Here is a 10,801-nt window from a genome sequence, read left to right as displayed (position 1 = left end):
CCGCGCCCGAAAAGCACTTGCGTAGCGAAGCTCAAAGTAGTGAACTGCGCGGCAGCCCGCACCGACATTCAGCTCAGAAAGGACGAAGCGGATGGAGTATCAGCAGATCCTGTACGAAGTCGCGGAGGCCATCGCGACCATCACCCTCAACCGGCCGGAGCGTCTGAATGCGTGGACCATGCGTATGGCGAGCGAAGTGCACCACGCCTTTCGTCAGGCAGAAAAAGATGATGCGGTTCGGGTGATCATCGTCACTGGCGCCGGGAAAGGGTATTGCGCCGGTGCGGATATGAACCTCTTGCAGGGACTGCAGCAGGGCAGCACTGAGGGTGAACAGGAAACCAACCCCATCTCGGCTGAGGACGAGGATCCTGCGACTCCCGCGGCATTTCGAGGCCCCTACAGCTATCCGCTCGGCTTGCACAAGCCGGTGATCGCGGCAGTCAATGGCGCGGCGACAGGCCTCGGGCTCTCGTACATGCTGTTCTACGACCTGCGCATCGCTTCCGATCGGGCCCGCTTCGGCACCGTGTTTGCCCGGCGCGGTTTGGTGGCGGAGCACGGCATCGCCTGGCTCCTGCCGCGGCTCATCGGCATGGCCAATGCCTGCGATCTGCTGTTCTCCGGACGGCTCATCAACGCGGAAGAAGCGCTGCGCATGGGCCTGATAAACCGCGTCGTGCCGCACGATTCGCTGCTACCGACGGTGCGCCAGATCGCCACCGAGATGGCGACGCAGTGCTCACCGCGCTCTCTCAGGATCATGAAACGACAACTGTACGGAGCCACGTTCACCGACCTCACCGCAGCCATGAATGAGGCCGATAGCGAGATGATCATGAGCTTCGGCACCGATGATTTCCGTGAAGGGGTAGCGTCGTTCTTGGAACGGCGGCAGCCCCGGTTTACCGGACGCTGAAAAAACTGTCAGCGGTTTTCGCTGCTCTTATTGCCGGATGTCATCACTGTCTGCACCCGAGAGTGTCTTCACCACCTCGTAGTACATCCGGACTGCTGGGCGGAATTGATCCACCCGAAGTCGTTCGTCGCGTCCGTGCGTCGCGGCCAACTCGGCCTCGGTGATGACCTGGTCCCAGTCGATGGCAGCGGTATTGGCGAAAACCGGCCCTGGCAAGACGGCTACCTAAGTGCGACCGCGGTTGCGCCTATCCAGCATCGCATGGCCTGCTCCGATCTCGGCCCGATGGTATCGCCGAAAACGATGAAATCTGCAAAGGTGGCTGTGTCGAAACGGCCGCACTTCATCAAAGAACGGAGGGTCGCATGTCAAGTGAAATCGGCGTCTTTGAAGCCATGTACCAACTGCGTGCGATGCGCCGCTTTAAACCGGACCCGGTTCCGGACGAGTTGATATGGAAGATTCTGGAGGCGGGCACCAAGGCGCCGAGCGGCAGCAACAGTCAGGTGTGGCGTTTCATCGTCGTTCGCGACGGCGACGGGAAACGCTTTATTCAGGAGCGCTATAAGCGAGCGTGGGATCTCTACGCCCAGGCCAATCTGGAAGCCGCAGCGAAGAATCCGCCGCCGGCCGAAGAACTGGGCCCCCGCCTGCGGATGGCGCGCGCGGCGGCCGAGCTTGCTGAGCATCTGCATGAGGCGCCGGTCTTATTGCTCGTGTGCATGGTGCCGCGCGCCGATTTGCCTACCGTGGAGGGCCGCCGGCGCAGCCCTGCGGGTCTCTACGCCTCTGTCTTTCCGGCGGTGCAGAACATACTGCTGGCGGTACGCGCCTTGGGTTTGGGCTCGGTGCTGACTACACTGCACCTGCTGTACGAAGATGAAATCAAGGAGCGCCTCGGTATACCGGCTGAGGTGGACACCGTTGCGCTGCTTCCCATCGGCTACCCGAAAGGCAAGTTCGGGCCCACCAGACGGCGCCCGGTGCACGAGGTTACCTACTGGGAGAGGTGGGGCGCGACGCGTTCCCGGTAGGGGCGCGTGGGCCCTCCTCGGGACAGGCAGCGATGACTGTGTCGCCGCGGATGACTAACGGCACCGGGGTCAGGAATTTCCCCAGCGGCGGTCCGACGATGCATTCACCGGTATCGGGCTGATAGCAGGCACCGTGGGTGGCGCATAGGATGTATCGCTGGTCCTCGGTCATGAACTGGTTGTCGATCCAGTCCATGGTCATGGGCACGTGACAGCAACGGTTGATGTAGGCGTACAGCGTCCCGCGGTGATTGACCAGGAAGCATTCCTCCTCGCGATCGTGACACCGCAGCAAAAACTTCGTCGTTTGTCCTGGGGTCAGCTCGCCGACGCGAGCCACAACCACCTCATGCGCATCGTCTGACATCACCAGTCACGTTACTATAGCGGCAGCGGCACTTGAAACTCACGGCAGGGGACGCCCCCCGAGACACGGGTGCTGTTCAGCTTCTTCTGGGCGGAAGTGAACCGGTGGGAAGCCGAGGAGTAATGTAGGATGATCGCAGGCTCGTACTTACCGTCCGCTGCTGAGCTCGATTCGCGCCTGGGCCCAACGGCGATTGGCGTCGGCGGCGGAAAAACTTGGATCGAGCGGCGACAGGTTACGTAACTGGGCATCGGCTGCCGTCAGATCGGCGCGGGCGGCCTCTCGATCAACGTCCTCAGCGAAAACAGCCTCATCGGCGAGGACGGTCATCACGTTGTCCGCCACTTCCGCGAACCCCCCGCGGACCGCTATCCGCTGCGCCTCCCCATCGATCCGGTAACGGAGCGCACCGATCTCCAGGGAGGTAAGGAACGTGATGTGGTCGGGCAGCACACCGAACTCGCCGAGCGTGCCCGGGGCAGTGACCTCGCGTACCTGTTCGTCGAACAGCAGCCGGTTCGGGGTCACAATCCGGAGCTGGAAAGCATCGGGCATGTGGTTGCTCTTGCGGATGGCCGGCTCGTGCTGCTGCCGCTACGCGGCGAGCTTCCTGGCCTTCTCCACCGCATCCTCGATGGTCCCGACCATGTAAAAAGCCTGCTCGGGAATATCATCGTGCTTGCCGTCGGCAATTTCTTTGAATCCACGGATCGTGTCTGGCAGCTTCACGTACGCGCCCTTCATATTCGTGAACGCTTCGGCGACATGAAACGGCTGCGACAGGAAGCGCTGGATCTTCCGCGCCCGCGACACAATCAGCTTGTCCTCTTCCGACAACTCGTCCATGCCCAGGATGGCGATGATGTCTTGCAGATCCTTGTACCGCTGCAACACCTCCTGGACCTGGCGCGCGACGTGGTAGTGCTCTTCACCGACGACACCGGGATCGAGAATCCGAGAGGTGGAATCGAGCGGGTCGACGGCGGGATAGATGCCGATTTCCGTCAAGGCGCGCGACAGGACCGTTGTGGCGTCGAGGTGCGCAAAGGTGGTGGCCGGCGCCGGGTCGGTCAGGTCGTCGGCCGGAACGTAGATCGCTTGCACCGAGGTGATCGAGCCCTTTTTGGTGGTGGTGATGCGTTCCTGCAATTCGCCGAGGTCGGTCGACAGGGTCGGCTGGTAACCCACCGCCGATGGCATACGGCCGAGCAAGGCCGACACTTCCGAGTTCGCCTGCGTAAAGCGGAAGATGTTGTCGATGAAGAGCAGCACGTCCTTGCCCTCTTCGTCACGGAAATATTCGGCGGCTGTCACGGCGGTCAGTCCTACGCGGGCACGGGCGCCCGGCGGTTCGTTCATCTGGCCGTAGACCAAGGCGGTCTTCGAAATGACGCCTGACTCACGCATCTCCAGCCACAGGTCGTTGCCCTCGCGCGTGCGCTCGCCCACACCACCGAAGACGGAGTACCCACCATGCTGCGTCGCCACATTGTTGATCAGCTCCATGATCAACACGGTCTTGCCTACGCCAGCGCCACCAAACAGGCCGATCTTGCCGCCGCGGGCATACGGTGCGAGCAGGTCGACGACTTTGATGCCGGTTTCGAAGGCCTGAACCTCCGTGGCCTGATCGACGAAGGTAGGCGGCGAGCGGTGAATGGGATACCGGGTCACTCCCTCCACAGGTCCAGCCTCATCCACCGGTTCGCCGATAACGTTGATGATGCGGCCGAGCGTCTGCGGCCCGACCGGCACCGTGATCGGATCACCGGTATCCTGCACCTCCATGCCGCGCACCAGCCCCTCGGTCGAATCCATGGCAATGCAGCGCACGGTCCTCTCGCCGAGGTGCTGCGCCACTTCGACAACCAGGTTCCACGCTTGACTGCTGATCGCCGGATTCGAAATGCGCAGGGCATTATAGATCGGCGGCACGGTGCCGTTGGCGAACTCCACGTCCACCACCGGGCCGATGATCTGCGTGATCTTACCGATGTTCATGTCGTCTATCCTCTGCTCTGAATGTCGCGGTGCCAGCCGTCGATCAGCCCTTGAGGGCCTCGGCGCCGCCGATGATCTCCATCAGTTCTTTGGTAATCGTTGCTTGGCGGGCACGGTTCATTTCCAACGTCAACCGGTCGATCATTTCTGAGGCATTGTTGGTAGCGCTGTCCATAGCCGTCATGCGCGCGCCATGCTCGCTGGCCGTCGCTTCCAAGAAGGCACGGTGAATAAGCACGGTAACGTACTGCCGCAGCAGGCGGTCGAGAAGCAACGCGGCGTTGGGCTCGTAGAGATATTCCACGGCGGTCTTGCCCTCGGTGGCTTCCGGCGCGATCGGCAGGAGGCGTTGCTCGGTCGGCACCTGCACCAGTGCCGACCGGAAGCGGGCGTAGATCAGGGCGACGGCGTCGCTCGTGCCTTCGGCAAATTCACGCGCCAGCTGTTCTCCAATCTGCCGCGCCAGCTCGGCGGAAGGTCCGCCGAACAAGTTGATGTGCTTATCGACGATGGTGACGGGGCGCCGTTTGAAGTAATCGAAGCCGCGGCGGCCGACGATGGTCATACGCACGCGGTCCCAGCCACGTTCCTCGATGAGCCTTTCCGCCTTACGGATCAGATTGCTGTTGTAGCCGCCGCACAAGCCGCGGTCCGCGGTCACCAGGAGAACGTGGGTCATGCGTTCCTCCGCCCGCGTTTGCAGCAGCGGATGCCCCGTGGCGCCCAGGCGCGCGGCGACATTGCGCAGCAGATCGGTGAGTTTGTCCGCGTACGGACGCGCCGCTATGGCGGCGTCCTGCGCGCGCCGCAGCTTGGCCGCCGACACCATCTTCATGGCTTTGGTGATCTTCTGCGTGCTCTTCACCGAGGTGATACGCTTACGAATGATCTTCAGGCTCGCCATGAACGTGCAGCGTTGGACCCTTCACCGCGTCTCACGCGGCGAAAACGTCCTTGAATTCGTTGAGCACCTTGCTGACCTTGGTCTTCAGTTCGTCGTCAAACTGCTTCTTCGTGCGAATGTCCGCGAACAGGTCGGGATGGCGGTTGTCGACGAAGCGGTACAGTTCGGCCTCGTACCGTGTTACGGCGCTCTCCGGCAGATGGTCAACATAGCCGTTGGTGGCAGCGTAGATGATCAACACCTGACGCTCGATGGGCTGTGGATCGTACTGTCCCTGCTTCAGCACCTCGACCAGCCGGCTGCCGCGCGCCAGTTGCCGCTGGGTAGTGGCGTCCAAATCAGACCCGAACTGTGCGAAGGCGGCCATCTCACGATACTGCGCCAGCTCGATGCGCAGGGAGCCAGCCACCTGCTTCATGGCCTTAATCTGTGCCGAGCCGCCGACACGGGACACCGAGATGCCGACGTTCACGGCCGGTCGTACGCCCGAGTAGAACAGGTCGGTCTCGAGGAAAATCTGTCCGTCAGTGATCGAGATCACGTTGGTGGGAATGTATGCCGAGACGTCACCGGCCTGGGTTTCGATGATCGGCAGTGCCGTCAGGGAACCGCCGCCACGATCCTCGCTCATCTTGGCGGCGCGCTCCAACAGCCGCGAGTGCAGGTAGAACACGTCGCCGGGGTATGCTTCACGGCCCGGCGGGCGCCGCAGCAGCAGCGACAACTGCCGGTAGGCCACGGCGTGCTTCGAAAGGTCGTCGTAAATGACCAATGCATGGCGGCGATTGTCGCGAAAGTACTCACCGATGGTGCAACCAGTGTACGGGGCGATGAACTGCAGAGGCGCGGCCTCGGAGGCGGTGGCTGCGACCACGATGGTGTATTCCATAGCTCCGAATCGGGCGAGCTTGTCGACCACCTGCGCCACCGTGGAGCGCTTTTGTCCGATGGCGACGTAGATGCACGCCACGTCACCGCCGCGCTGGTTGACGATGGTGTCTAGCGCGACTGCCGTCTTTCCGGTCTGTCGGTCGCCGATGATCAATTCGCGTTGACCGCGGCCGATGGGGATCATGGCATCGATGGCCTTTATTCCGGTCTGCAAAGGTTCTTTCACCGGCTGCCGGGCGACGATCCCCGGCGCCTTCAGTTCGATGCGCCGGCTCTCGCTGGTGGCGATGGGGCCTTTGCCGTCGATCGGCTGCCCGAGCGCGTCGACCACCCGCCCGAGCAGGGCATCCCCAACAGGCACTTCGGCGATGCGGTTGGTGCGGCGTACCTCGTCGCCTTCCTTGATGGCTTCCACCTCGCCGAACACGGCCGCGCCGACGTTGTCTTCCTCCAGGTTGAGCACAATCCCATAAATGTCATGGGGAAACTGAATGAGCTCGCCAGCGGCGACTTTTTCGAGGCCGTAGATGCGGGCGATGCCGTCGCCACAAGAAAGGACGCGGCCGGTCTCGCGCACCTCGACTTCGCGCCCGTACTCGCTGATCTGGCGCTTGATGACTTCGCTAATTTCGGCTGGGCGAATCTCCATTTTGTCGTGCATCCTCCTAGCGCGCAACCGTGCCGCTGAGCTCCTTGGCGAGGCGCTCCAATTGGGTGCGTACGCTACCGTCGTAGACTTTACCTTCCACTTCCACGAGCACGCCGCCGAGGAGCTCGGGATCCACCACCGCCGCCGGCATGACCTGCTTTCCCGTCAGGCGCGCGAAGGCCGCCGCGATCTGTTGTTCCTGTGCCGGGTCCAGGACACGGGCGCTGCGGATGGCAATACGGACGCGTCCCAGTGTCTGATCCAAGAGACGTTGGAAGTATTCGGCGATGGCCGGCAGTTCGCTCAGACGCTGGTGGTCGCTGAGCACAGCAAGAAAACGCGCCAGCAGATTGGAAAGGGACAGCCCTTGGGCCACCGTTTGCGCCAGGTCACGGCGGCGCCGCGGCGACAGCAGCGGGCTGCGCAACACCGGGCCAACGGTGGGATCCTGCACGAGGGCCGCCAGGCGACCGAGTTGCTCGGCCGTCTGCTCCAACGACTGCTCGTCTTCTGCCAGAGCGAAGATGGCCTTGGCGTACCGCCGGGACACGGCGCTCATTGCCACACCTGTTTGAGAAACTCGGTAACGAAGCGCTGTTGATCGTCCTCGGTGAGCTGGGTGCGCGCCGCGTCTTCAGCCGACCGCACGGCTTGGCGCACCAGGTCGGCGCGCAGCAGCTCCTGCGTGCGTCGCATTTCGTAGACGGCAGCCAGCTCGGCGGCCTTACGGATGGCGGCGGCGGCCTTGCGCGCGGCCGCGAGAATCTGGTCGCGCTCGTGCTCGGCATCACGCCGCGCTTGCGTGCGCATCGCTTCCAGCGACTGATTGAACTGCGCCAGGCGCTCCTCCCACTCGGTCCGCAGCTTGAGCGCTTCGGCTTTGGCGGCAGCGGCTGTCTCGAGCGCCTGCACGATGTGCGTGCGACGATTGCGGACCCAGGCGCGGATCGGAGGCAAAACGTAACGGGCGAGTACCCATAGGAAGATGAGCAGGTTGATCGTCGAGAAGAAGAGCGGCCCGAGCGGACTACCCGCCTCGTGTCCGTGCGTCCCTTCCTCGGCCAGAGCCAGCGGCACAGCGGCCGTAGCCAGGGCGGCCTGGGTGATGATACCGACGCTTGGCCGTCTCATGCAAGCCTTCTCCCGACGACGCGCTCAAGCATGCGGGCAGAAAGGTCGCGGGCCTCGGCGGCCAGCGCCGGCCGGGCCTCCTCGGCCTGGCGGCTCAAGGTGTCCCGCAGCTGCATGAGCTGATGGCTCACCTGATCGCGTGCCACAGAGATGACCTGCCGCTCCTGCGTCCGCGTAACGACGCGCGCAGCTTCTGCTTCCACGGCCAGCTGATGACGAATTTCGCGCATGCGGGCTTCGTATTCCGCGGCCGAACGGTCCGCAGCGGATTTCATTTCCGCGGCCTCGCGGGCGAGCCCTGAGGTCCGGGCTTCGCGGGCCTCCAGCACCTGCAAGGCCGGATCAAAGAGCAGGCGCTTCAAGCCGAGCCAGAGAATGACGAACGACGCAATCTGGATCAGGAAGGAATCAAGTTGAAACTCCATGGCGTGTTTTCGTATCGAGGTTCTTCATGACGCACAACAACCGGCACCGCTAGCGCAAGGCGCGGCGCACCGTTTGTCATACGTGCCGGGACAATCGGGAGGAACGCTGTTCTCGGCTCGCGGAAGCAGGCCCTACTTGACCGCCTCTGACTGCAACCGGACGGACGTGGGAGTCCGTTCCTCTTTCGGAAAGAGAGCCACTTTACGGTCCGATTTATCCGCCTTTACCTCAGATCCCCCTCCCATCGAGCAATGCCCTTCAAACACGACACCTTCATGAATCACGAGGCTTGGGGTAGTGATATTCCCCACGAGCCGGCCAGGTGCGCGCAGTTCAACCCGTTTGCGTGCGGTGAGGTCCCCCGTGACTTTGCCTTTGATGATGATGGTTTCCGCATGTATCTGCGCGTTGATGACCGCGCTGTCGCCGATGATAACTGCGTCCTGCGCGCCGATTTCGCCGTCGATGCAACCATCGATCTCCACGCTGCCTTCGAACGTCAGTTTTCCTTCTACACGACTGCCCTTGCCGAGATGTGCCTGGACTGACTCGGTGGTTCTCGGGGTCTCAGCGGTCCATGTCTGCGAGCTGACCGGTGCCCTGGCAGGGTCAGGGCGCTGCACTTTGTCGTCCTTCGCGAATAAGGCCATGCTCCTCTCCCGTCGGTTGTGGACTAAAGGCGCCGGGCTTATAGCATGCCCGACTTCCGATTGTCAAAAGTTTATAGCTCGGCGCGACACTCCGCTGGCGACGCGAGCCGGTCGATCAGGCCGTTCAGCTCTTCTAACGAATAGTACTGGATGTCGATTTTTCCAGAACCGTTCCGTCCGGGCAGCAGTCGGACGCGCGTGCCGAGCGCTTCAGTGAGCCGTTGCTCCGCCGCCTGGAGGTCCGTACCCGCCGAGGGTCGCCTGTGCTCTTTCGCCAATCGCTCGGTTTGCCGGACGGTCAATCGGTGGGAGATCACTTCACGGGACAGTTGGATCTTCACCGCATCCGAGTCCGCGCCGGCCAGCGCGCGGGCGTGGCCGGCAGAGAGCATGCCACGTTCGATTTGGCCTTTCACCTCATCGGGAAGCAGCAGCAGCCGCATGGTGTTGGCAACGGTGGACCGATCCTTGCCCACGCGCCTGGCGATCTCCTCCTGCGTGAGATCGAATTCGTCCAGCAAGCGGCGGTAGGCGCGTGCTTCTTCCAGCGGATTGAGGTTTTCCCGCTGGATGTTTTCGATGAGGGCCATCTCCAGCATTTCAACCTCGTTCGCCTCGCGGACCAGCACCGGCACGTGCTCCATGCCCACGCGCCGCGCCGCCCGTAGTCGCCGCTCGCCGGCGATCAGCTCAAAGCCATCGTTCGTGCGGCGCACCAACAACGGCTGCAAAATCCCTTTCTGCCGAATCGATTCGGCCAGTTCTTCGATGCCCTCGTCGGAGAACCATTGGCGGGGTTGTCGTGGGTTCGGGTGAATCGCAGACAGCGGAACGAAGGTGTCAGTCGGTGTTTCCTCGGTTGTGTACGCGCTCGGGATCAATGCTCCCAGGCCGCGGCCCAGAGCCCGGCGCTTGTTCAAGGCCTCCATCTATTCTCCTCCCCTCTCCGGCTCGTGCAGTGCCGCCGGTTGCCCGCGCTGGTGCCGTTCCAAGATTTCCCGCGTCAACGCCTGGTAAGCTTCTGCGCCGCGCGAGACGGGATCGTACACCACTGCCGGCAGGCCGTGACTCGGCGATTCACTCAGTCTGACATTGCGCGGGATGACCGACGCAAGGACGTCATGGGGAAAGTGCCGACGTACATCATCGACCACCTGGTGGCACAAGCTGTTACGGGTATCGAACATCGTCAGCAACAGGCCCTCGATTGCCAGTGCCGGGTTGAGACGCTTGCGGATCAAATCGATCGTCTCCAAGAGGGCACTCAAACCTTCAAGGGCGTAGTACTCGCATTGTAGGGGGACCAGCACGGAATCGGCTGCGGTGAGGCCGTTGATTGTCAACAGCCCGAGCGACGGCGGGCAGTCGAGGATGACGTAGTCATAGGCCTCGCGAATACTCCGCAGCGCCTCTCTGAGCCGGTGTTCGCGCCCAATCATCGGGACCAGTTCAATCTCTGCCCCGATCAAGTCCCGCGACGACGGTAGCACGTGCAGCGATTCGACGGCGCACGTCCGCACAGCGGCGGCGGCCGGTTGTTCCCCGAGCAGGACTTCGTACACGGTTGGTGCCCCGTCTGCGCGAGACACCCCCACGCCGCTGCTCGCACTGGCTTGCGGGTCGATGTCGACGAGCAAGGTGGAATGCGCAGCGAGACTCAAGCCAGCGGAGAGATTCACCGCCGTCGTAGTCTTGCCGACTCCACCTTTCTGGTTTGCAATGCAGATGATCCGCCCCACAGCCCCTCATTCACAACGGGAATGAAATTTGTCTACCACAGGGGCGAACTGATGTGAAGCGTTTCACGTGAAACATCCCAGCCCCAAGCA

The 10,801-nt window shown here is 62.6% G+C and carries 14 protein-coding genes; 2 read left to right on the top strand and 12 right to left on the bottom strand.

Features of this window, described 5'->3' with window-relative positions:
- Positions 1–91: 91 nt before the first annotated feature.
- A complete protein-coding gene (locus tag VF515_06325) occupies positions 92–919 on the top strand; it encodes an enoyl-CoA hydratase (GenBank protein HEX7407253.1) in 828 nt (275 codons plus the stop codon).
- A gap of 27 nt (positions 920–946) precedes the next feature.
- Here VF515_06325 and VF515_06320 read toward each other — a convergent pair whose 3' ends face one another.
- On the bottom strand, positions 947–1,135 hold the full coding sequence (locus VF515_06320; GenBank protein ID HEX7407252.1) for a hypothetical protein: 189 nt from the start codon (positions 1,133–1,135) through the stop codon (positions 947–949).
- Positions 1,136–1,284: 149 nt separating this feature from the next.
- Here VF515_06320 and VF515_06315 point away from each other — a divergent pair, with 149 nt between their 5' ends.
- On the top strand, positions 1,285–1,953 hold the full coding sequence (locus VF515_06315; GenBank protein HEX7407251.1) for a nitroreductase family protein: 669 nt from the start codon (positions 1,285–1,287) through the stop codon (positions 1,951–1,953).
- Here the strand turns inward: VF515_06315 and VF515_06310 are convergent.
- The 11 genes from VF515_06310 to VF515_06260 form a co-directional block, all read right to left on the bottom strand.
- Positions 1,913–2,320: a Rieske 2Fe-2S domain-containing protein gene (locus VF515_06310; protein HEX7407250.1), complete on the bottom strand. Its 408-nt coding sequence runs from the start codon at positions 2,318–2,320 to the stop codon at positions 1,913–1,915. The genes VF515_06315 and VF515_06310 overlap by 41 nt on opposite strands.
- A 147-nt stretch (positions 2,321–2,467) precedes the next feature.
- Entirely contained in the window at positions 2,468–2,875 is a 408-nt protein-coding gene (gene atpC, locus VF515_06305) for an ATP synthase F1 subunit epsilon (protein ID HEX7407249.1), read from the bottom strand.
- A gap of 39 nt (positions 2,876–2,914) precedes the next feature.
- Positions 2,915–4,321 (bottom strand): F0F1 ATP synthase subunit beta, encoded by a 1,407-nt coding sequence (gene atpD, locus VF515_06300; protein HEX7407248.1) that lies wholly within the window; start codon positions 4,319–4,321, stop codon positions 2,915–2,917.
- A gap of 43 nt (positions 4,322–4,364) precedes the next feature.
- Positions 4,365–5,225 (bottom strand): ATP synthase F1 subunit gamma, encoded by an 861-nt coding sequence (gene atpG / locus VF515_06295; GenBank protein ID HEX7407247.1) that lies wholly within the window; start codon positions 5,223–5,225, stop codon positions 4,365–4,367.
- Positions 5,226–5,256: 31 nt separating this feature from the next.
- The gene (atpA, locus tag VF515_06290; GenBank protein ID HEX7407246.1) at positions 5,257–6,765 is read right to left on the bottom strand and encodes a F0F1 ATP synthase subunit alpha; all 1,509 of its coding nucleotides are present in this window, start codon (positions 6,763–6,765) and stop codon (positions 5,257–5,259) included.
- A 16-nt stretch (positions 6,766–6,781) separates the two neighbouring features.
- On the bottom strand, positions 6,782–7,324 hold the full coding sequence (atpH, locus tag VF515_06285; protein HEX7407245.1) for an ATP synthase F1 subunit delta: 543 nt from the start codon (positions 7,322–7,324) through the stop codon (positions 6,782–6,784).
- Complete coding sequence (locus VF515_06280) at positions 7,321–7,896, bottom strand: hypothetical protein (GenBank protein HEX7407244.1); 576 nt, start codon at positions 7,894–7,896, stop codon at positions 7,321–7,323. Before VF515_06280 ends, atpH begins: the two co-directional genes overlap by 4 nt.
- Positions 7,893–8,321 carry an ATP synthase F0 subunit B gene (locus tag VF515_06275; GenBank protein ID HEX7407243.1) on the bottom strand — a complete coding sequence of 143 codons (429 nt, stop codon included), beginning with the start codon at positions 8,319–8,321 and terminating at the stop codon, positions 7,893–7,895. The genes VF515_06280 and VF515_06275 overlap by 4 nt, the downstream gene beginning before the upstream one ends.
- 132 nt (positions 8,322–8,453) lie before the next feature.
- Positions 8,454–8,972, bottom strand: a complete 519-nt coding sequence (locus VF515_06270) for a polymer-forming cytoskeletal protein (protein ID HEX7407242.1) — start codon at positions 8,970–8,972, stop codon at positions 8,454–8,456.
- Positions 8,973–9,043: 71 nt separating this feature from the next.
- Positions 9,044–9,901, bottom strand: coding sequence for a ParB/RepB/Spo0J family partition protein (locus VF515_06265; GenBank protein ID HEX7407241.1), 858 nt, complete (start codon positions 9,899–9,901; stop codon positions 9,044–9,046).
- On the bottom strand, positions 9,902–10,711 hold the full coding sequence (locus tag VF515_06260) for an AAA family ATPase (GenBank protein ID HEX7407240.1): 810 nt from the start codon (positions 10,709–10,711) through the stop codon (positions 9,902–9,904).
- Between the last annotated feature and the right edge of the window lie 90 nt (positions 10,712–10,801).

Source organism: Candidatus Binatia bacterium (assembly GCA_036382395.1).
GTDB lineage: Bacteria > Desulfobacterota > Binatia > HRBIN30 > HRBIN30 > JAGDMS01.
Note: the sequence above shows the minus strand (reverse complement) of the source record. Positions and strands in the feature narration are given on the sequence as shown.

Bases quoted from the DNA above. Each gene is read 5' to 3' on its own strand.
- VF515_06325 (HEX7407253.1), top strand. From the start codon at position 92: ATGGAGTATCAGCAGATCCTGTACGAAGTCGCGGAGGCCATCGCGACC.
- VF515_06315 (HEX7407251.1), top strand. From the start codon at position 1,285: ATGTCAAGTGAAATCGGCGTCTTTGAAGCCATGTACCAACTGCGTGCG.
- VF515_06310 (HEX7407250.1), bottom strand. From the start codon at position 2,320: ATGTCAGACGATGCGCATGAGGTGGTTGTGGCTCGCGTCGGCGAGCTG.
- atpC (HEX7407249.1), bottom strand. From the start codon at position 2,875: ATGCCCGATGCTTTCCAGCTCCGGATTGTGACCCCGAACCGGCTGCTG.
- atpD (HEX7407248.1), bottom strand. From the start codon at position 4,321: ATGAACATCGGTAAGATCACGCAGATCATCGGCCCGGTGGTGGACGTG.
- atpG (HEX7407247.1), bottom strand. From the start codon at position 5,225: ATGGCGAGCCTGAAGATCATTCGTAAGCGTATCACCTCGGTGAAGAGC.
- atpA (HEX7407246.1), bottom strand. From the start codon at position 6,765: ATGGAGATTCGCCCAGCCGAAATTAGCGAAGTCATCAAGCGCCAGATC.
- atpH (HEX7407245.1), bottom strand. From the start codon at position 7,324: ATGAGCGCCGTGTCCCGGCGGTACGCCAAGGCCATCTTCGCTCTGGCA.
- VF515_06280 (HEX7407244.1), bottom strand. From the start codon at position 7,896: ATGAGACGGCCAAGCGTCGGTATCATCACCCAGGCCGCCCTGGCTACG.
- VF515_06275 (HEX7407243.1), bottom strand. From the start codon at position 8,321: ATGGAGTTTCAACTTGATTCCTTCCTGATCCAGATTGCGTCGTTCGTC.
- VF515_06270 (HEX7407242.1), bottom strand. From the start codon at position 8,972: ATGGCCTTATTCGCGAAGGACGACAAAGTGCAGCGCCCTGACCCTGCC.
- VF515_06265 (HEX7407241.1), bottom strand. From the start codon at position 9,901: ATGGAGGCCTTGAACAAGCGCCGGGCTCTGGGCCGCGGCCTGGGAGCA.